The sequence below is a fragment of the Pseudomonas sp. GW821-FHT07G10 genome (genome assembly GCF_059418545.1).
On record NZ_JBWKQB010000014.1, the window covers coordinates 82,490 to 103,284 of the forward strand.

20 protein-coding genes are annotated in these 20,795 nt (G+C 60.8%); 4 read left to right on the top strand and 16 right to left on the bottom strand.

Going from position 1 to position 20,795, the window contains the following annotated elements; translation table 11 throughout:
- The first annotated feature begins 8 nt into the window (after nt 1–8).
- From AC07O1_RS16880 to AC07O1_RS16890, 3 genes are all read left to right on the top strand, one after another.
- Nucleotides 9–443, top strand: a complete 435-nt coding sequence (locus tag AC07O1_RS16880) for a DUF1810 domain-containing protein (RefSeq protein WP_495089432.1) — start codon at nt 9–11, stop codon at nt 441–443.
- A gap of 115 nt (nt 444–558) precedes the next feature.
- A complete protein-coding gene (locus AC07O1_RS16885; RefSeq protein ID WP_494994845.1) occupies nt 559–720 on the top strand; it encodes a hypothetical protein in 162 nt (53 codons plus the stop codon).
- Between the two features lie 56 nt (nt 721–776).
- A complete protein-coding gene (locus AC07O1_RS16890; protein WP_495089433.1) occupies nt 777–1,241 on the top strand; it encodes a hypothetical protein in 465 nt (154 codons plus the stop codon).
- Nucleotides 1,242–1,296: 55 nt separating this feature from the next.
- Here AC07O1_RS16890 and AC07O1_RS16895 read toward each other — a convergent pair whose 3' ends face one another.
- From AC07O1_RS16895 to AC07O1_RS16970, 16 genes are all read right to left on the bottom strand, one after another.
- Nucleotides 1,297–2,076 (bottom strand): carbohydrate deacetylase, encoded by a 780-nt coding sequence (locus AC07O1_RS16895; protein WP_495089434.1) that lies wholly within the window; start codon nt 2,074–2,076, stop codon nt 1,297–1,299.
- The gene (locus tag AC07O1_RS16900; RefSeq protein WP_495089435.1) at nt 2,048–3,232 is read right to left on the bottom strand and encodes a GNAT family N-acetyltransferase; all 1,185 of its coding nucleotides are present in this window, start codon (nt 3,230–3,232) and stop codon (nt 2,048–2,050) included. Before AC07O1_RS16900 ends, AC07O1_RS16895 begins: the two co-directional genes overlap by 29 nt.
- Nucleotides 3,233–3,237: 5 nt before the next feature.
- Nucleotides 3,238–3,927 (bottom strand): GNAT family N-acetyltransferase, encoded by a 690-nt coding sequence (locus AC07O1_RS16905; protein ID WP_495089436.1) that lies wholly within the window; start codon nt 3,925–3,927, stop codon nt 3,238–3,240.
- A 93-nt stretch (nt 3,928–4,020) separates the two neighbouring features.
- Nucleotides 4,021–5,958, bottom strand: a complete 1,938-nt coding sequence (locus AC07O1_RS16910; protein WP_495089437.1) for a hypothetical protein — start codon at nt 5,956–5,958, stop codon at nt 4,021–4,023.
- Complete coding sequence (locus AC07O1_RS16915; protein ID WP_495089438.1) at nt 5,955–7,259, bottom strand: lipopolysaccharide biosynthesis protein; 1,305 nt, start codon at nt 7,257–7,259, stop codon at nt 5,955–5,957. Before AC07O1_RS16915 ends, AC07O1_RS16910 begins: the two co-directional genes overlap by 4 nt.
- Nucleotides 7,256–8,266 carry a polysaccharide deacetylase family protein gene (locus AC07O1_RS16920; protein WP_495089439.1) on the bottom strand — a complete coding sequence of 337 codons (1,011 nt, stop codon included), beginning with the start codon at nt 8,264–8,266 and terminating at the stop codon, nt 7,256–7,258. The genes AC07O1_RS16915 and AC07O1_RS16920 overlap by 4 nt, the downstream gene beginning before the upstream one ends.
- Nucleotides 8,267–8,278: 12 nt before the next feature.
- Nucleotides 8,279–9,415, bottom strand: a complete 1,137-nt coding sequence (locus AC07O1_RS16925; RefSeq protein ID WP_495089440.1) for a glycosyltransferase — start codon at nt 9,413–9,415, stop codon at nt 8,279–8,281.
- Nucleotides 9,408–10,376, bottom strand: a complete 969-nt coding sequence (locus AC07O1_RS16930; protein ID WP_495089441.1) for a glycosyltransferase family 2 protein — start codon at nt 10,374–10,376, stop codon at nt 9,408–9,410. Before AC07O1_RS16930 ends, AC07O1_RS16925 begins: the two co-directional genes overlap by 8 nt.
- Nucleotides 10,373–11,743, bottom strand: coding sequence for an O-antigen ligase family protein (locus tag AC07O1_RS16935; RefSeq protein ID WP_495089442.1), 1,371 nt, complete (start codon nt 11,741–11,743; stop codon nt 10,373–10,375). The genes AC07O1_RS16930 and AC07O1_RS16935 overlap by 4 nt, the downstream gene beginning before the upstream one ends.
- Nucleotides 11,740–12,822 (bottom strand): glycosyltransferase family 4 protein, encoded by a 1,083-nt coding sequence (locus tag AC07O1_RS16940; RefSeq protein WP_495089443.1) that lies wholly within the window; start codon nt 12,820–12,822, stop codon nt 11,740–11,742. Before AC07O1_RS16940 ends, AC07O1_RS16935 begins: the two co-directional genes overlap by 4 nt.
- Nucleotides 12,823–12,824: 2 nt before the next feature.
- On the bottom strand, nt 12,825–14,417 hold the full coding sequence (locus AC07O1_RS16945; RefSeq protein ID WP_495089444.1) for a GumC family protein: 1,593 nt from the start codon (nt 14,415–14,417) through the stop codon (nt 12,825–12,827).
- A gap of 20 nt (nt 14,418–14,437) precedes the next feature.
- Nucleotides 14,438–15,457, bottom strand: a complete 1,020-nt coding sequence (locus AC07O1_RS16950; protein WP_495089445.1) for a polysaccharide biosynthesis/export family protein — start codon at nt 15,455–15,457, stop codon at nt 14,438–14,440.
- A 22-nt stretch (nt 15,458–15,479) separates the two neighbouring features.
- Entirely contained in the window at nt 15,480–16,127 is a 648-nt protein-coding gene (locus tag AC07O1_RS16955) for a CpsD/CapB family tyrosine-protein kinase (protein ID WP_495089446.1), read from the bottom strand.
- On the bottom strand, nt 16,128–16,874 hold the full coding sequence (locus AC07O1_RS16960) for a sugar transferase (RefSeq protein ID WP_495089447.1): 747 nt from the start codon (nt 16,872–16,874) through the stop codon (nt 16,128–16,130).
- On the bottom strand, nt 16,871–17,953 hold the full coding sequence (locus AC07O1_RS16965; protein ID WP_495089448.1) for an NAD-dependent epimerase: 1,083 nt from the start codon (nt 17,951–17,953) through the stop codon (nt 16,871–16,873). The genes AC07O1_RS16960 and AC07O1_RS16965 overlap by 4 nt, the downstream gene beginning before the upstream one ends.
- Nucleotides 17,950–18,102, bottom strand: coding sequence for a hypothetical protein (locus AC07O1_RS16970; protein ID WP_495089483.1), 153 nt, complete (start codon nt 18,100–18,102; stop codon nt 17,950–17,952). The genes AC07O1_RS16965 and AC07O1_RS16970 overlap by 4 nt, the downstream gene beginning before the upstream one ends.
- A 509-nt stretch (nt 18,103–18,611) precedes the next feature.
- Between AC07O1_RS16970 and AC07O1_RS16975 the strand changes: the two genes are divergently transcribed.
- On the top strand, nt 18,612–20,309 hold the full coding sequence (locus AC07O1_RS16975) for a sulfatase-like hydrolase/transferase (RefSeq protein ID WP_495089449.1): 1,698 nt from the start codon (nt 18,612–18,614) through the stop codon (nt 20,307–20,309).
- Nucleotides 20,310–20,795: the final 486 nt, after the last annotated feature.

Below are 20,795 nucleotides of genomic sequence, written 5' to 3' on the forward strand. Positions count from 1 at the left end.
GTACTGATATGAACAGCACCGACCAGGATGATCCCTTTCACCTGCAGCGCTTTGTCCAGGCGCAGGACCCGGTTTTTGATCGAGTACAGGCCGAGCTGCGCAGCGGGCACAAGCGCAGCCACTGGATGTGGTTTATCTTCCCGCAATACGCTGGCCTGGGGCACAGCGAGGTGTCCCGGCTTTACGCCATCAGCTCCCTTGAGGAGGCCGCGGCGTATCTGCGTCATCCGCTACTTGGTCCACGCCTGGAAGCCTGTACCCGACTAGTCACGCAACTTCAGGGAACATCCATCCGGTTGATATTCGGGACTCCGGATCACCTGAAATTCCACTCTTGCATGACCCTTTTTGAGCTTGTCGCTGCCGACGGCAATATTTTTCGTGCAGCGCTTGAGCAGTATTTCGATGGTCAACCCGATCAGCTCACGTTGTCGCTGATATAGAAAATCGATTTCATTGCCTTTCAGGCTTTGGTTATCAGTTGTCATCCAGAGCGAAGCGGATGAGTTTGTCCTATCCTCAAAACTGACGAGAAATCCTTAAGGACAGGAGGTAGGTATGGCCACTGAAAACAAACCCCGAGAGCCAAATGATCCGTCCATGGAAGAGGATGAAGAAGAAGCTACAGAGGAAGAAAATCCGCCGCCGCAAACCTGGAAGCATCCAGACGATGGTAAAAGCCTGTCGGAACTGGATGAAGAGCGGCCACTCAAGCCCTGATTCGTGCGCCGGGCAAAGCTGCCCCGCCAGTGTGCGGGGCAGGCCGGGAGGTTGCCATGAGATATCAATCGATAACGGAAGAGCAGTGGGCCACGGTCACATCCGCCGCGCAAGATGCGCAGCAGCTTGAAAACTATGCGGTCGGGTTGACGAGAAGGCTCAAGGCGCTTTTCGATGACGAGCACCCCAAAAATAGTTGGGGGGTGACCTTTGAGATGCTTGAGGACGGTACTTCATGGCGTATTGAGTCGCCGTTCGGTGTGGCTAGAGCCCGGCTCGGGATTTTCACCAGTGAAGCCGGGATGTACGGGAAATATGCCATAGAAAGACAGCACAAAAACCCTGAGGATCAGCCAATCTGGCTGCCGGTATGGGCCCTTCATCTCACGCTGCAAGGCATGGTCCACCCAGGGGAAGAAGGTGGAGAGCCGATCAACCTCAGGACTTCGTCTTTCAGCCATTCGGACGATGCAATCGTGCATTTGGGCCTGTCCTTGCTCTATGCGTTAGGACAGGAGTAGGGCTGAACAATCAAGACCGGCTACCCGGGATGTGGGCTTTATTGTCGGCAGGATTTTAAAAGGATCCCGTCATAGCGTTGCCTGCTACGCCATAAGGCACTCGTGGTACACCCGGCAGGCGACTTTCCAGTACCTGGGTCAACGATTCTCCAGGATTGAGGTAGTCATCGCCGAAATCGGCGCCCAGCAGGTTGGGATGGGTGATGACCTCAAGCACGCCGCTGCTCGGTGGTGGGGCATTACGCAGATCGGCCGGGGTGCAGACATGGTCGGCGGTGGTACCGGCGAGGCTGCGAAGACGCCGGTTGAGCAAGGTCTTGAACAGGCGTTTACCGGGCCCGATATTTTGCCCGAGGTTGCGTGCCAGGCGTATCGCGACACCTTGGCTTGCGGCAAAGCGCGCAACGATTTCGCCGATGGGCCAGATATTGTGCACGTGCTGGTGGGAGTCCAGGTGACTGGGTTGCAGGCCCAGCTCCAGACAGCGTTGCCATTGCGCCTCCAGCTCTTGCAGCACGGCCTCGCGGGCGGAGCGGGTAAGCCACAGGCTGCGGCGAGACAGGTCCAGGTCGAACTCACCACTTTCGGTGCAGAAGATCGGTTGTTCGAGTATGGCTTCGCTGAGCGGACGGCCATAGGTGAGGTTGAAGTGCAGGCCGATTCGCCCCAGCAGCAAAGGGTGTTGCGCCATGGAACAGGCGGCGGCAAACGCCGGCATGTTGGCCATCGCGGTGGCGGAGCTGATCAATCCGGTCTGGAAGGCCCGCAGGATCACCGCGTTCTCGCATTCGCTGAGTCCGAAATCGTCAGCGTTGACTATGACGTGCTGAGGCATCGTAGCCCTCCTGTGTGGTTGGGGTACTCGTGTCACGCTTGTCGGGCGCCGCCGCACGTTTGGCCCGCAGCCTTTTCAGATGCGGTTTGAGTGTTTGCCAAAGGCGCAGGGCCAGGCCCATACAGAGGCCGCCGGGACGCCAGGAGTAGAAACTCCAGCGCCAATGTTCCACTTCTCCGGTCATGCGTTCATGCAGTTGATGGCTGGAATTTTCCAGACTGACCCGAGACGCGTCGACCCATTGCCAGCCTTCGTCCAGCCCCCAGCGAATCCACTCATCGAGCAACACCCGGCCACTGCCCAGATCGGCGTACTGCGGCAGGAACGCCAGGTTGTAGTCATAGAGCCGACCTTGTTCCAGCAACCCGAGACGGTAACTGATACAACGCCCATCGAGCTCCAGAACCACTACCCGCACCATGCCTTGGGCGGCGAGGGCGGTAAAGGCCCCGTCCATCCATTGTCGGTGCCGGGCGTCGGAGAAAATCCCGACCCCTTCCTCGCCCTTCCAGCTGACCGCCTCGACCTCGCTAATGACCGCAAGCAACGGCCCCATGCTCGTGGCATCGGGTGAAAACCGTCGCACCACGGCACCACAGGCGGAGATCCGCTTGTGCGCGCGACGCAGTTTGTAGCGTGTATCGCCGCAGACCTCCTGGCGGTCAGCTTCGCTGATCCGGTGCACGGGTGCCCGGCAACTGAGGCGCTGTTCGCCGGTAGAACTCAGGCGCCTCCACTGCGCCAGGACATTGGTCCGGCCTTCGGCTTCCGTCAGCTCGTTAAGTTGTAGCAGAGCGTGCGGCAGTCGGTGACGAATTTCTCGCAGCGCTTGCCGCGCGCTGTCGGCTTGCAGGGTGGCGAGCAGGGCGATACGGTCGCTGAGGGGGAAGCCCAAGTGGTGCAACACCCGAAACGGCAGCCCGGCGAAGCGCTCGCGGGACGCCACCAGCGGCAGACACAAACACAATTCCCCGGCCTGCCACGCCAGCAGCACATGCAGGTGCTCGTCGGTACGCAGTGCACGCTCGGCCGGGCACAGCCAGGCCAGCGTGTTGAACGGCGTACTGTCCGCAACCCGTTTTCGCAAGGCCTCGTAGGCCGCGGTCGGGAAGTCCGCGGCGCATAGCGAGGTGCACCACTGGAAACGCACCGACATGGCGCTCAGACCGCAGGTGCAGCAGCGGTGGGCGTTGCGGGTTTGCGCAAAGCGTCCAGTCGCGAACCGCTGTAGCGGGTTTCGCGGAACAGGTGCCAGCGCCCGAACAGGCCATACACATGCATGACCCGGCCTTGCTCTTGATACCCCATGCGGATGTGCAGTTTCAGGGCCGGGATGTTATGGGTTTCGCAAACATCCACCACCTTCGTACAGCCCTGCGTTTGCATGGCCTGCCACAGATTGAGTTGCAGATCGACCGAGAGGGTGGTGCCCCAGTAAGCGCGAGTCAGTTCACCACCAAATTCGAAAAATTCACCTTTTTTTACCGGGAACCAGCAGCCGTAATAGTGCCGATCATGGTAGTTGCGTGCGCTGCCCCAGATAAAGGACACGGCATCGCCCTGGTCGTCCAGGTACATGTGCCCGGTGTAGCCCTCGCTGGCCAGTTCGCGCATGGTTTCGACACGATCACCGAAGTACTTGGCGAAGGCTTGCGCATTTTGCCTGGTGATGGTTTCCAGGCGTAATGGCGGATAGGGTTTGAGGTTGTGCGGCGGCACCGGGCTGACCAGGTCGCGCTCCATCCACAGCAGTTCCCAATGGAAAAACACATAGCGTTTCCACAGCGTGTTGAGGGTGTGACGCAGGCCTTTTTGTCGGATTCGTTCACCGAGCTTGTGCAATGCACTCATGTTGCCTCCTGATGGAGCTGGCCATGTGAAAGGGCAGTGACGACGGGGCTACGCAAGGCGCGGCAAGATGCCTGCGCGGCAAAACATTCGGGTTCATGAGGCGTTCCAGCTCAGGACGAACAGTGTTTCGCCGGGCAGCTCGAAGCTGACCCGGCCTTCCTGACAGTGAAACGCTGCCGGCCGGCTCTTGCTGTCGGCGCCGAAATACACCAGCGCGCCTGACGACAACGGGCAGGACGCTTCTACGCCTTGCAGGCTGACATGCTGCAGACGCGAGGCCTTGTTGACGCCCAGCAGGCTGCGTTGTTGACCGGTGGTCATGGCCAGTACGTCAACCTCGAAGGCGTCGTTGTCCAGGCGCAGGACCTTTTCCAGCCAGTGCCCGGAGATGAACTGTTGGGCGAGGCCCACTGGTTTGAGTTCGAAACGGTCGTCGCCGAGCACCCGCAGCATGCCCTTGGGGTAGTTCGTCTCGTCGTCGACCTGGAACCAGTTGAGCATGTCGAGCAAACCATCCTGGGCCGAGTTGATGACCACCGAGGCCCACCACAGCGAAGCAAAATGGGTTTCCTGATCGTAGGGACTGAGGCTCGAGCCGCTGGACATGTTGGTCTGATCCAGTAGCAGCGCCTTGCGCGGCCGGCCGTGGGAATCGAGCCCGACCAGTTCGGCGGCCCGGCGCACGCTGTCGCGGTAGACGCGGGTGGCCAGCAAGTCGCGGATCATCCATTCGTGCCAGGCCAGGGCATCGATCTTCTCGCCCGACTCGCTCAGCAGTCGCCGCGCCCAGTCGATGCCGCGCCGATCGGCGGCACTTTCGGCAAACGGCCCGTTGATCAGCCGTGAGCTGGCGGGCATGGCGATGCGTACGCCGGCCTTGAAGTTACCGGGGTCGTTGCGCACCTGCCGCGCCATGCTGTTGAAGAGGCTCTGATAGCTGGCAAAGTCGTTGTAGTTGAGGTTCGGCTCATCGGCGAAGGCAATGTAGTGCACGCCTTTGCCGCCCAGGGCGCGGGTCGCGGCGAGCCAGGCGTCGAGGCCGGCATTGCTGACCGCGTCGGCGTGCAGGTCGGCCCTGCGTCGAGTGTCGGCGAGCAAGGTGATGTCCTGGTTGATCCTGAAACGGTCCTGGTACAGCCGCCGGAAGCGATCCTCGTAGTGCGGGTCGGTGTTCAGTTTGTCGACGAGGCTGTAGTAGGTGCCCGCCCGGGGCTTGAGTGCATCGAGCACCGGGTAACTCGATTCCGGCGGCACTGCGTAGGGCAGGGCGGTTCCCAGATTCGGAGTCGGGCCCAGCACCTCAGGGTGCAGGGTGAGCCGTGCCTGGCCAGCGTCCTGACGCAACGGCTTGAGTTGCTGCACCTGCTGGGCGAACAGGTTGGCCGTACCGTCGAGCCAGAACGCCACTTTGCCGCTGCCTTGCAGGCGCAGGCGCCAGACCTGTTCGACGTTGGCGCTCGGCAGTTCGACCTGATCGAACTGCCAGTACGCGGGGTAAGGGTTGAGCGTCAGCCGGATCTGCTTGCCATCCGCCACCCGCTGCGCTTGCAGGGCGCCGACGCCACCGTGGAATTTTCCGGCAAGTATCGCCTTTTCACCGGCAGCGACCTTGAAATACAGCTCGTCACCGTCCCGGGTTTCGGCGCTGAAGTGAACCTTGGCCGGGGCGAACAGGGCCACCGTACGGTCGTCATGTTCAATTCGATAGCGGCGGAAACTGTAGCCCGGGATCTCCAGTCGATAGCTGGTGACGCTGGGAGGCAATGGCCAGCTCTGACGACCGCTGCTTTCACTGGCGGCGATCAGGCGTTCGCCATGCAATTGTCCCCGACCGTCCAGCAGGTACAGGTGTTCTTCGTTGGCGTCGGCCTGCCAGGCCGGCACCCAACTGACGCTCAAGGTATCGGCTTTGTCCGGTTGCAGGTAAAGGCTGCCGTCGCGAATATCGGCCCAGCGCATGGGCGCGGCGTGCGCGCTCAGGCCCGTGTTCAGACTCAGACCCAGGCTCAACAGCAGCGCCAGGCGTTTCATGCGGACTTCCTTAGCAACATCTCGCGCATCGGCGCCAGATCGCTGGGCAAGATAATCAGGGTTTGCCACACCGGCACACCGCTCAGCCGGCAGTACAGAATCAGCAAGGCGAGGGTCACGGCCAGATAAGCGATGGACGAGGCCAGGGCGGCGCCGACGATTCCATAGGGTGCAATCAGTAGCAGATTCAACGCGAGGTTGAGTACCGCGGCCAGGCCCATCCACAGCGAGATGCTCCCCGGGCGATTTTTGCCCAGCAGGTCCAGACGCAGGATGCTGGCATAGCACAGACCCAGCAGGCCGGGCAGTAAGGCCAGTAGCGCCGGATAGGCAGGCTGGTAGGCCACACCAAACAGCGTCACGATCAACCACTCGCCGATCAGCGCCATGCTCAGGCAGGCGCAGATCATTACCGTGGCGGTCAGGCGCAGGGCCAGTGGCGTCAGGCGTTCGATTCCCTGTTGCTGTTGCAACAGGCGCTTCATCAGCGGCGTGGTCACAGCTTCCGGGACTATCAGCAGCAGCTCGGCGGCCGCACTGGCCATGGCGTAATGGCCCAGGGCGGTGGTGCCGAGGATGGCGCTGATGAACAGGTAGTCCGAGCGCAGAATCACCTGCTGAAACAGCAGATCCGGATGGCTCTTGGCGCTGTAGTGCAACAGTTCCTTTTGCCCGGCACGGTCCCATTGCAACGTCAGTGGTTGATTGCGCCCCAGCCAGAACCAGCCAACCAGCACGACCAGACTGATGCCCGCCAGCCAGCTGATCAACGCCGCTTCCAGCGCCGCGCTTTTCCACATCCAGAACAATGCGAGAAACAGCACCAGCGGCGCCAGCGACTCGATCAGCCGCAGTGCGTTGAACGCCACCACACCGCCGCAGGCATTGTGCAGGGTCAGCAGGCCGCTCTTGAGTACGGTCAAAGGCACCGCCAACAGCAACAACCAGGCGAGTAATCCAAGCTGCGCGGTAACCTCAAGGCTAGTCCCGAGTTCGCGCAACAGGGCAACGCTGATCAAGGTCAGCAGGCCTGCGAGCAAGCAACCGAATACCAGCACCTGGCTGAGCAGCAGGCCCATCGAACGCTGTTGCGCCGCCTGATAACCAACCGCTGAATTCAGCCCGCCGCTGGTGGCGGCGCTGATCAGCTCCGGCAAGGTGCTGAGCAGGGCGAACAGGCCGCGCTCGCTGGGGCCGAGAATGCGCGCCAGCAGCACGTTGCGCAGCAGGCGCAGGGCGATCATCGCCAACCGTGTGCCCACGCTCAGCACCAGGTGGCGCACATAATGATTGCGGTTCATGTGTGGCCGCCCCGGCTGATGCGCCAGGCCAGCAGCGAAGGGCGGCTGGCGTTGCGCTGGCTGACGCCGATGCGCGGCAGTGCCATCGGGTCGCCCTTGCCGCGATAGATGCCGGCGCTGGTGCTCAGGGCGTAGATATAGCGGTACGCGGCAAGACGTTGGCGGACACGCAGGTCATGGGCGCCATTGGGGTAGCAATAGACCGGCAGGGGATGCAGACAACCCTGCAGCAAGGCGTCGTGGCTGCGGCTCAGTTCCTGGTCCAGGTGAATGTCATCGAGCCCGGTGAGGATCGAGTGGCTGGCGCCATGTGGACCGAAGCGGATCAACCCGGTTTTTTCCAGGGTGCGCACCTGCTGCCAATCCAGTGCCTGGGGCAGCGACTCCTTTGGGCAATTGTCGGTGAGGGTGTCGAGGTCCTGCAGCGACAGGCCTTTGAGACTTTCCAGGTAATTGGCCAGGGCCAGGCTGCGCTGTTGTTCGTTGCCGTTGCGCAAGAAAACAGGTGGCAGCGGCCGGCCGATCCGCTCCAGGTGTTCGATCATCCGTTGACGCGGGGCGCAGCCATAGATGCCCCACAAGGTTTCACCCAGGCTTTCCCACCAGAAGCGCTGGTGACTGCCAATGAAGTCGGTGGACAGAAAGATACTCGCCGGCACCTGGTGCTGCAGCAGCAGCGGAAAGGCATTCAAGGCATTGTCACGCCAGCCGTCATCGAAGGTCAGGGCGACTTTCGGGCGCGCCGATGGGGCTGGATGGGCGTCGGCTTGCAGCAGCTCCATCAGGGGCACGCAGTCGAAATGGTGCTTGAGCCAGTGCAGCAGTTGTTCGAAGGCGTGTGGGCCGATACACAGCTCGTTGCGATGAGGCAGCTCGGCACTACGGTCGTCGGCGAGCACCCGATGCAACATCAGGATCACCCCCGCACCGCGCAGCTGGCTGCGTCCCAACGGCGAGTTGAGGTAAAGCCAGCCACGGGTGCGCTTGAACATTTGCTTGATCGACATGGCGCGACACTCTTATCGATTCTGCTCGGGACTCCATTGGCTATAACGCTGGCCACGCAGAAACTGCCACAGACCGACACTCATCCCGGCGAGGGTCACCAGTACAAAGGCGGCAAGGCGAAAGGGTTTGGGTAAACGGTGCTGCACGTCGAGCAGACCGGCGATGGCTATCGCGTAGCCCAGCAGTTGGGCGATCAACGCCAGGTTGTAGACCCCGTGGTCGCCCCACAGCCAGAGACTGCTCAGCAACAGTGGCACCAGCAGTACTGGCGCCAACCGGCGAATCAGTTTGTGGCTGATCAACGCCAGCGCATACAGGCCGTGACGCAACGGATTGAGCAGTTCACTGCGCTGCGCGAGGCTTTGCAGGCCACCGACGGTCACCCGCTGGCGGCGGCGAAATTGTTTGTCGGCCTCATCCACGCCCTGGTCGATCACCTGGGCTGATTCGACATAAACGATACGTTTGCCGGCCACCGGCGCGCAGGTGCTGAGAAAGAAGTCATCGCTGACTTGCGCCGGTATGACCTGGAACAACTCGCGGCGCAGGGCGAGCAGGGCACCGTCGGCGGACACCATGCAGCCGGTCCGGTTTTCCACCCGACGCAGCCAACCCTCGTAGTGGCGGTAGAGGCTGTCTCCCAGGCTCAGGCCTTTACCTGTAATGGGAATCAGCATGTGCCCGGCGCAGGCACCGACCTGCGGATCGTTCAGCGGCTCCAGCAGTTGGCCAAGGGTATCGGTTGACCACTGATTGTCGGCGTCGGTGAACACCAGGATGTCGCCGGTGCTGAGCGCGACGGCGGCATTCAGTGTGGCGGCTTTGCCCTGGCGTGGCAGGTCGAGTACCTGGATGCGCGGGTCGATCACCCTTTGCGCGCACGCCACGGTGTCGTCGCTGGAGCCATCACTGGCGAGGATGATCTGCAGCGTACGCGCCGAGTAATCCTGAGCGAGCAAGGTCCGTAATTTCTCCTCGACATGCGGGGATTCGTTGTGCGCGGCGATGACGACGCTCACCGACAAGGGTTCAGCCGCCGGGTAGTGAAGCTTGGCAAAGCACGGCGCCAGGATTGTCAGCATCACTGGGTAACCCAGATAGGCGTACAACGGTAACAGCAGGCACAGCCAGAAAATGAACTCAGCCACGCGCAGGTCTCCTGGCTTTCCAATGACAAAGACTGAGGATGAAGGCGGCTCCGGCCAGGTGCAGGCGTAACCAATGCAGACCCCAGAGTTGCAGGGTCAGACCGGGGGCACGGTGTATCAGACTTTGGCGCAGGCTCAGCGCCAGCGCCGGCAGGCTGGTGATCAGCAACAGGGACAGGGCCAGATGAGGCGGGCCGTCCAGCAATGCCAGGATAGTCAGGCCGTCCAGTAGCCAGGCGCCCATCGACAGCAACGGGAAGCGCAGCAAGCGCAGACTGACGCCGTTGCTGTGCAGCAGCTGCAGGTGGCTACCCTGGCGCCACAACTCTTTGCCCAACCACTCGCGCCAACTGTCTTCGTAGCCCCAATGCAGGGCGACACACTCATTGACGCTCACCAATCGGGCGCCGGCCCGGCTCAGGCGCATTGTCAGGTCCTTGTCTTCAGCCGTGCGCAGGCTCTCGTCGAAGCCGCCGACCCGTGCGAACCACTCCTCGCGCAACAGTAGATTGGCCGTCGGCAGCCATTGCACCGTGCGCATGGTCTGGCTGCCGGATCGCAACAAGCGGCGCTGCCAGGCGCGGGCAAACCATGGCGCTTGAGCGGGGGCGTGAAGCTCCAGCGCGAGGACATCGGCCCGACCACCGGCCTCAAGTTCAAGCAGCAGCGAGAGCCAGTTCTGCGGCATTTCAATGTCGGCATCGAGGAATGCCAGCCATTCCCCACGCGCGTTGGCGGCACCGTGATTGCGCAACGCACCGATGTTTACGCCGGGCAGAAACAACACCTGAGCGCCCAGTTCGCGGGCGATCTGCGGGCCCTGATCCTGCGAGCCGTTGTCGACTACCAGCAGATCGCACTCAAGGCCCGCGACCTGGGCCGCCAGACGTGCGGCCTGCAAGGTGCGGCCGATGTGCCGGGCTTCGTTGTACATCGGGATGATGATGCTGATGAGGATCATGTTTGCGGCTCCGGCAGCGGGCTTTGTTCAGCCTTCAGGCGTAGCACGCTGGAGAGCGCGAGCATGATCCACAGGTATTTCTGGTTCGGCGTGCTGAGGAACATCAAGAACAGCGTCAGCGACAGCAGGCTCATGGCCAGATGCGTGACCATGTCCGCTTGCTCCCGGTTATCTCGCAGTAACCAGGCGCGGCGGGCACGCTGCATGTTGTACAAGCCCATGCCGAGCATGCCGATGAACAACAGACCCGCGGGGATGCCAATCTCGCTGAAAATCTCCAGGTAGGTGTTGTGGGCGCGCCGGTACAGGTCACCGGCCTTGCGGTTGGCCGAGAACGACATGGCGTAGCCGGTGGTTGCGTAATGCCGCGGGAAGGTTCCGGGGCCGGAGCCGAGCAGCGGGTGTTCGCCGATCATCCGGGAACCGACCACGATGTACGAAGCGCGGCGTCCCAAAGACTCATCGTTGTGGCCGCTGGCGCCGGCGGTGAGCACGCTGAGCGACTGGATGCGCGCGATGTAGCCCGCCGGCAACGCGTAGATCGCCAAGGGAATGAAGATCGCCAGGCCGAGCATGGCCAAACCCAGGTGGCGTGGGCGAATCCGTGGCAATTGCGTGCGGTAGTGGTAGACGCCGATGAGCAGGCTCAAGAACAGCACCACCAGTCCCGAACGTGATTCGGTTTTGGTCATGCTGCCCAGCAGCAGTAAGCAGCAACCGGCCCAGAACAGCCGCTGCAACAGATTCGGACTCTTGATCACCAGCAGCAGCGCCAACGGTATGGCGAAGGCGATCAACAAGGCAAAAGCGTTCGAGTCTTCGAGCAGACCGGACGCTCGGCCTTGATCCTGATACTTGCTGGAAAATATCGCCAGCATGCAGGTCAGGGAGACGCTGAGGGTCACCAGCCGGCAGAACAGGTCCTGGTTCAGCTCGCGGCCGATCAGCAAGGTGATCACGAAGAGCACCAGGCCCACGCTCAGCTCCCGCAGGTTGCCGAGGGACATGCCCAGGTCATCGGATACCAGCATGCTCAGAAAGTACAGCACCATAAACCACGTCAGGAACCGCCAGACATTGCTGCGCAGACGCTCGGACGGGAGCTGGTGCAGGGCCAGTTGCAGGCAGAGGATCAGGGCCAGCGCGGCGCCGAGGAATTTTGCCCCGGAAACAGCGTTGTCCTTGAACAGGCCTTCGAATGGCACCAGGGCGACGATGCCCAGCAGGCCCCAACCGGGACGCCGGTACAGCACCGCGACGCCGACCAGGACCAGCACGACGCCAGGCGCCAGATAAGGGTAGGGGCTGGCCAGCAGCCCCAGGCAAACCAGCCCTAACAGGCTGACTATCGAGAGTGGAAAAATCACGCGCGAGCCTCCCGTGCAGTACGGATGTATAGCTGCGACCAGCGCTCGGCCAAAGCCTGCAGGTCGTAGCGATCAAGCTGTGTACGGCGAGCGTTTTGCGCCAGTAGCCGAGCCAGCTTCTTCTCGCCCAGCAGGATCGCGATCTGGCGGGCGAGGGCGGCGCTGTCAGTCGGTGGGGCAAGCAGGCCGTTGTACCGGTCCTCGATGACATCGGGAATCCCGCCCACAGCGAATGCCACCACCGGTACGCCGGCTTGCATGGCCTCGAGCAGAATCATCGGTGTGCCTTCGGTACGCGAGCTGATCACCAGTGCATCGAGCTTCGTCCACCAGGTGCGCATCTCGGTCTGGTAGCCCGGCAGCTCGATGCGCTCGAGCAGTCCGGCAGCGCTGATCCGTGCGAGCAGGCTGCTGCGTTCGGGGCCGTCGCCGAGCATCACCGCGTGCAACTCGGGATGTTGCTGGCAGAGCGGGATCAGCGCATCGAGAAACAAATCCGGGCCTTTCTCGCTGCTCAGCCGTCCGACATAGCCCGCCAGCCAGAGCTGGTGGTTGTCCTTGTGCTGGAGCAGGGCGGTGGCGGCCGGCAAACCATTGGGGATCACTTGCAGCTTTTCTGCCCGGACGCTGGCGCGTCGATGCAGCACAGCGATGCTTTCGGCGACACAGACCACCCGATCGACCGAGGCGGTACGGCACAGTTGCAGGCTCAGCCAGGTGTAGAAGCGTTGCTTGCGACTGCGCGGGGTAAAACCGTGTTGGGTGATGACCAGCGGCAGGCGCCACAGTGTGGCCCCCACCCAGCCAAACAACAGGCCCTTGAAGTTATGCGTATTGATCAACGGCCGTTCCTCACGGCGCTGGCGCAGGTACCGCAACAGTCCGCCCAGCCCTGTGCAGCTGCGGCAGTCGACCCCGGCATCACGAAAGCGCGCGATCAGCTCAGGCGGCGCGTCCAGGAACAGCACCTGGTGCTGTCCCGGCGTCGCCAGGCAATGGTCCAGCAACATCCGCTCAGCCCCGTAGAACCCGCCGCTGCTGAGCAGATGGATGATCGGCAGCGCAGGGTTGAGCGGCATGTTCAATTGCGCACCCAATGCACGAAGCTCGGCACCGTCCAGTTCGGGTGCGGATTGGGCTGTTCGGCATTCTGATCGTTGATCACCAACAGCACCGGCAGGCCGAGCTGATGGGTGATTTGCGCCGGGTGTTTGAAGCGATGATCGAAGAACTCCCGCACGTAGACCAGGGCGATGGCCAGCAACAGACCGGTGAACATGCCAAACGGAATGATCAACAACGGTCTTGGAAAGGCCGCCTCGGTCGGTTCATACGGCGGGCTGAGAACGCGTGCGTTCGACAGGTCGTTGTCGAGCAAACGCTGGCTGCTGCTTTCCGCAAAGCGTTGGGCGTAGGTGGAGAAAGCCGCGTGCAGTGCGTCGATCTCGGTGTCCATTTGCCGCAGCTTGCTTTGAGTCTCTTGCAACTGATGGATGCGGTTTTTGTAGTCGGCGATGCGCGCGGTCTTCTGGGAAATCACCGAGCTGATAATCTCCAGATCGTTGGTTCGCTCCTGAATGCGATTGCTGACGATCTTCAGGAATTGCTGCCGCGAACGGGAAATCTGCTCGCGGGTCATCTGCATCGGTTCGCTGCCCGGCTGGAAGACCGCCAGATCGTTGTTGTAGCGGGTCATCTGGGCCGTCAGTTGTTCGCCGATCTGCTTGATTTCCCGATCTTCGAAGGCGACGTTGTCCACCGTGGTGGTGAAGGTGTAGGGGAAGGTGTAGTCGTTGAGCTTGGCATTGTTGGCAGTCGCCAGGCTGATTCTCAGGTAGTCGAGCCAGCGTTGGTTTTGCAGCAGACGGTCACGGAACAGGTTGAGCGCTTGCTCTTCGGTGTTGATCGCGTTCAGGCGGAAGGTGATTTCTTCCTTGGGATCAGAAGCGCCGATGCTTTCCAGCAGACCCAGGCGTGTGCCTTCCAGGCCATCGAGACGCACCTGATACTGTTTTTTCTTCTGTTCGTAGAAGGCCTGCGGCAGGTCAATGGATTGCAGGTCCTGGCGGTTGGCCAAGTAGTTTTGCAGCAATTGCGCGACGAATTTCGTGCCCTGTGCCGGATCACTGAAGCTGTAGATAATCGAGATCACGTTGGAGCCGGGCAGCGTTTCGACCTTGAGGCCATCCATGGCCTGTTTGGTCAGATCATCCAGGGCGGTGTCGCGTACCGGGTCGACCTCAAGTCCCAGCAGATTGCGCACCGGGTTGATCGCATACTCGCGCAGCGGATTGATCACGACCCGGTGCAATGGATTGAGCACCAGGGTATTCAACAGACCCGGGCTGGGCGAGTATTGGCCCTGATCACGCAGCTGGCTGATGGTCTGGCGAACCAGAGCCGGTGAACGCAGGATATTGCTTTCTGTTTCCATGTCCGCCAGTGACGGCGGAATGAACTTGTCGGTGTCCTGGGTCAACGACGTCATGGCATCGCTTTGCGAGAGCTTTTTGGACTGCACGATCACTTGGGCGGTGATATCGAAGCTCTGTTTGAGCACCAACGGCAGCACGAGTGCGATCACCGCGAAGATCAGGAAGACTCGCTTCACCAAATGCTTGTTGGCAAAGAAGATCCTGAAAAACTCGTGCAGGTAATTTTCCTTTGGATTCATGGCCTTTCACCTGCGTGTGGTTAGTTGGTACTGCCTTTGTCGTCGACACGGTAGGAGAAGCCGAAGCCCACGCCCTGGAACAGCACGACATCTGCCAGTTGCCGCGCGAGCTCGCCGGCACTGGCCAGCTTGGTCTTGGGCACATAAAGCATGTCGTTTGGTTGCAGGTAGGCCATCTGCGACGCCTTGGCGCTCAGGGCTTCGTCGACGTTGTAGCGGTGGGCGACCACCTGATTGCCGTTACGGCGCATGATCACCACCGAATCGAGCCGCGCCTTGACACTCGTCCCATGAGCCAGGGACAGCGCTTCAAGTACCGAGATCGGCCGACGGATCGGATAAGCGCCGGGCTGCCCGACTTCACCGAGCACATAGATTTCATTGCCTGCCGTGGACTTGAGCAGCACGTCGACGGTCATCCTCCCCGGTAACTGCGCGTAGCGGCTGTTGAGGTAGGATTCCAGCTGGTTGACGGTCATGCCTTGCAGCGGGATCGAGCCGATTTCCGGGAAGCTCGCATAGCCGTCGGCACCCACGGTGATCTCCCGGCTCATACCGGTGGCAGGGTGGCTCAATGCGCTTTTGAGGTTCTGCTCGTTGGTCAGTGGACTGATGACCTGCACCGTCACCTGGTTGCGATTGGGCTGGAACAGCATTTTTTGCTGATAGGCACGCTGAATCGCCTGGCGCGCCTCATCGGTGGTCATTCCGGTGATTTTCACCGAAGTGTTGGCCCCCGGCAGCTCAATGGTGCCATCCGGCAATACCAACTGGTTGCCGTTGAGCTGGCTGGCCGCGGTGAAGTTAAGACCGATCTCATCACCGGACTGGATGCGATAGGCATTCGAGCCGCTGGTACTGATGTGGAAGATCACGTCGAGAACATCCTGCGGTCGCAGCGTCTGCTCGACCTTGGGCATGTCGCTGGCCTGGGCGTTGGCCGGTGCGGCGGTCAGGATCTGCACCGGCATCTGGTTTTCCGGTTGGCTGGAGCAACCTACGAGAGGCAGCAACAGCAGGGCAAGCCATTTAGCTTTCATGTCGTTATCCTTTGGCTGCTGCTCACAGGTTGTTGTAGAGCCATTTGGGCATGTAGTACTTGCGGCGGTTGAAGACACTGCCGACCAGTTTTGCGCCGGCCTGGGTCAGGCGCTGGGCCGAAGCCTGCGCCACCTCCCAGCGGGTGTCCTCGGCGCTCACCACCAGAATCACACCATCCACCAGAGTGCCGATGACCAGGGTGTCGGCGGCCGAATACACCGCATCACCATCGATTACCACGAAGCGATACAGCGCACCGAGTTGCTTGAGCAACGGGCGTAACTGCTCTGGACTCAAATGCTCGGTGCCGCGGATGTGACGACCGTTGGGCAGGATGTGGAAGGGCAGGGTCGAGACCTGCACGATGCAATCGTGCAACAGCGGCGGTGTCTCCTGGTTGAACAGCAGATCGCGAAAGCCGCGTTCCTTCTGCAACCCGAACTGCTGGGTGAGGTTGTTCTGCGCTTGGCTCGCATCGACCAGCAGTACCTGGCCGCTGCTCATCTGCGCCAGTTGACTGGCCAGCGCCAGAGCGCTGGTGCTGGTGCCGCCGTCGGTGTTGGCGGCAGTCAGGAGGAGAACCCGCAGATTCTGATCGAGCACGGTCGAGGTCAGGTTAGTCTCGCTCGGGTTCGCGATGCTCAAGCTTTTGGTAGATGAACCGTCCATTTAACTCGCTCCGTGGCCGCTGAATACTGTGAAGGGGGTTTTCAACAGGATCTTCAAATCGAGCATGGGGCTTTGTGTTGCGATGTAATTCAGGTCCAGCTCCACGCGTTGGTCGAAGTCGATATTGCTGCGCCCGGATATCTGCCAGAGGCCGGTGATACCGGGGTAGATGCTCAGCCGCACGAGGTGGCTGTCCTTATAGCGGTAGGCATTGAATGAGGTCGGGCGCGGACCCACCAGGCGCATGTCGCCGGTGACCACGTTGATCAGATTGGGTAACTCGTCCAGGCTGCTGCGACGCAGCCAGCGACCGATCCTGGTGACCCGCGGGTCCTCGTCGATTTTGAAGTCGATGGCATCGGCGCCATGTTTGTTCAGGTGGCGCACGGACTCTTTGAGTTCTTCGGCGTTGGCCACCATGGTTCGGAATTTGTACATACCGAAGCCGCGACCGCGATAGCCGGTGCGATTCTGGACGAACAGCACCGGACCGGAACTGCTCAGCTTGACGATCGCCGCCAGTGCCAGCAAAACCGGCGAGAGCAGGATCAGCAGCACCAAGGCACCCACGCAGGCCAACACGCGATTGGTTCGCGACAAGGTCCAGGGGCGACCGCCGTTGCGGCCGGTGATCCAGCCGCAGCCCTGCCTATGGATCGCGGCTTCAAGTCGCATGCGATGGTTGGAGTCCACGCGTTTGTCTCGCCGCAGCTCCGTGAGCAGCACATTTTTTGGGTGGCCGGTCATAAACTTCTCCGTTTCTGCACAAGTACTGCCAGTGACGAAGTCCCACTTTCGAGCGGTGCCTCAACAACAGGCAGTTGGTAGTAATCACGGAACCAGGAAACGAAGCGTGCAAGCCCCTCGTCCAGTTCCACCCGGGGGTAAAAGCCGATTTCTGTCTCCAGCTCCGAGACGTCGGCACAGGTGTCGAGTACGTCCCCCGGTTGCAACGGCAGCAGCTCGACCTGCGCCGGGATTTCCAGGTGTTTTTCAAGAAGAGCGAGGTAATCCTTGAGCTTGATCGGATGGTGTCCGCCAATGTTGTAAAGCCGCCAGGGCGCCATGCTGGTCGCAGGATCCGCGTGATCGCGATCCCAGTCCGACGCGGCTTTTGGTGCATGGTCGAGCAGGCGTGTCAGGCTTTCGATGATGTCGTCGATGTAGGTGAAATCGCGCTTGTGCTGGCCGTAGTTGAATAGCTTCAGCGGGCGCCGTTCGACGATTGCCTGGGCGAACTGGATCGGCGACATGTCCGGACGACCCCAAGGGCCGTACACGGTGAAGAGGCGCAGGCCGGTGCACGGAATGCCGAACAGGTGGCTGTAACTGTGCGCCATCAACTCATTGGCTATCTTGGTCGCGGCATACAGCGAGAGAGGGTGGTTGACACCTTCTTGTACCGAGTAAGGCGTGTGCTGGTTGGCACCGTAAACCGAACTGGATGAGGCATAGATCAAATGGCGCACAGGGTGATGACGGCAGCCTTCGAGGACATTCAGAAACCCGGTCAGGTTGCTGTCGACGTAGGCGTGCGGGTTGTCCAGCGAATAGCGCACCCCGGCCTGTGCAGCCAGGTGGATGACCACCTCCGGTTGCTCACGGGCGAACAGCTCGGCGATCGCCTGGTTGTCGGCCAGGTCCAGGTGAAACAGCGGGAAGTCGCCCGCTTGCGCTTTGACCCAACGCACACGGGCCCTCTTCAGGGCCGGGCTGTAGTAGTCGTTGAAATTGTCCAGCCCACACACCTGATGCCCATCGCGTAGCAGACGCAAAACGCAATGGGCGCCGATAAAACCGGCAGCACCCGTCACCAGAGCTTTCATTCGCTCGCCCCTTCCGGGACAAAGCTGCGCAGGCCGATTCCACGATAATGCAGCCGCGCGGCCGCGACATAGACCCGGTGGCCGACGTCTGCCAGTGCGGCTGCTTGAATCAGGCCAACGTAACCGGTACCGAATACGCTCACGTCCATATTGGCGTGCCTCGCAACGAGCGGTGGATGTAACTTGCATAAGACTGCTGAAGTGGGTATAGACCAGCGTGGCCAAAACGTGTCAACGAAATGACATGTTATTCGTGGTCGGTAAATCGGTAGATTCAGGCGCTCTGCCATCAGGAGCTTTGTGGCCGCGGCTTTGGAACATTCTTGAGTCAGAAAAAGCGTCAAAATTTAAGCGACGGACGGTCGTACCGCTTGATCTGTAAGGCTCTAAGCGGTAGTGGTGTGTCAGATTTGAGTCACCTTTTTTTTGACACTCTCATGGATGAAACAGCGGTTTGCACTTTGATGGTGCGATGCTAGGGTCTCAAATAATTAGTGACGGAGATGGCAGAGACGAATCATGGTCGTCAATTAATTGACTTTGTGGCGGGCGTGGTAAAGGGAGGATCGGCAATTGCACATCGGCGTTCCCTTACCTGTATTAACGGGCGTTTACAGTGATGGCGCGGGAGTTACACGCCAGCCCAAAAGAGGGATTTATGGTGAGGTACATCAAGGAACTACTGATCGTTCTGTATGTGCTGAAAAACTACGATTACTACCTTGAACGCATTACCACGATGGGCTTCGGTTTGCCGGTGCTGCTGTTTGCCGCAATGTTCATCGCCCTGGTGCTTTTTTTACTGCTGAGCGCCAGCATTCGCCAGACGCTGGTCCGTCATCTGTTCGCGCTGGTTTTCTTCATCTCAGCGGTATTTTTCGACATCTACACCAGGGTCACCGCCGATTACCTGACCTACAGCAGCTTCGTCTCGCTGGTCTATTCGGGCGGGTTCATTCAGGAGGCGGCTTACCAATACCGTCAGGTTATTCTCGGCTCGGCGGCCAGTGGGTTGTTGCTGCTGCTGGGCATCGGGCTCAAACCTCGGCGGCGCCTGCCTCTGCCAGGTTACGTACTGACGGCGGCACCGGTGCTCGGGGTGGTGCTGCTTTCGGCCGTGCTCTTCGTGCGGGCGGGCGAGGGCGCCAGAGGCTTGCCCATCATGTACACGCCGCTGGCTTACCTGACCCTGTTCGGCTATGAGACCGCGCATAACACCGTTGGCCCCCGTGAGAAGGTCAGCCTCTCACGACAGCCTCAGGCTGTCGGCCACGATATCGTGCTGATCATCGATGAAAGCGTGTCCGGCAATTACCTGGATATCAACGCCCCATTCGGTGTGCACAGCAACCTGAAAGAGCCCCGTGCGGGGGTGGACATTTACAACTATGGCTATGCCGCCTCCATTGCCAACTGCAGCGCCGATACCAACGTCACATTGCGCTATGGCGGTACCCGTAGTGACTACAGGCGGATCAACTCGACTCTGCCGTCGATCTGGCAGTACGCCAAACAGGCAGGGTTACGCACGGTGTATATCGATGCCCAGCGTACGGGCGGCCTCTTGCAGAATCTGATGACTGACCTTGAACGCAAGGACATCGACGAGTTCGTCCAGTTCGACCAGACCCGTGTGCGCGACCGGGACATGGCGGTGGCGCAAAAACTGATCGAGCTGCTCAACGACGGCCAGCCGCAATTGGTGGTCATCAACAAGGTCGGTGCGCACTTCCCGGTCCATGACAAATACCCGGATGACTTCATGAGCTATCGGCCGGCGCTGTCACGCGGGCAATATGTCGAGGTCGCCGACACCGGTTCGCGTGACGGCTTCAACGGCCAGCCCGATGACTGGATGCTCTACCGTAATGCCTACAAGAACACGCTGCTGTGGAATGTCGGCGAGTTCTTCTCGCGTATCTTCGCCAATGCGGACCTGAGTCACGCGGTGCTGATCTACACCTCCGATCATGGCCAGGACCTGCACGAACGCGGCAACCCGGGCCTGAATACTCATTGCGGGGCGGATCCGCTGGAGGAAGAGGGCCTGGTGCCGCTGGTGGTGATCCAGGGCAGTGACCTGCATACCCTCGACTGGCAAACCGCGCTTGCGGGCAATAAAGACCACTCCAGTCACTACAACATCTTCCCTACGTTGCTGCAGTTGATGGGCTACGACCTGGCGGCGATCGAGCCGGTTTACGGCAAGCCGTTGACTGAGCCCACCCAGGACGACTTTACGTTCAACATCCGCTTCAACGCGCGTCTGGGGGCCAAGCCGGTCTGGAAGCATATCGACCTCACGCAAATCGTGACGCCACCTCAGGTTCCGGCGGGTCTGGCGGCGGGTGAATAGGGGGCAAGCCCTATGCCCTGTAGGAGCGAGCTTGCTCCGGGCGGCGTTCCGACGATGAACGTTAACGATAACGCGTGTTTTCTGAATAAACGCGTTGATCGTTCCCACGCTCTGCGTGGGAATGCCTCACTGGACGCGCAGCAATCGCTTCGGCAGTGACGCAGAGCGTCACGGGCTGCATTCCCACGCAGAGCGTGGGAACGATCATTGGCAGATCTGACACCCAGTAATCAAAAAGCGGGCTTGCCCCCTCGCCACAGGCTCGGCGCTCATTGCCTCTGCGGCTGTTGAATTGTTCCGTCTGATTTAGCGAAAACTCCTACCCGCTCTCTCGAACTTCCCCGGCTTCATTCCCCCGGCATCCCCTGCACAGTCTCGCGTCCTGTACCACCCACGCGAGGGATTGCGGATGTATGACCCCACCACCTGCCGGCCCGGGACACGGGCGTTGTGAAGACCTCCATCGGCTTGCTGGTCTTCGCCGTC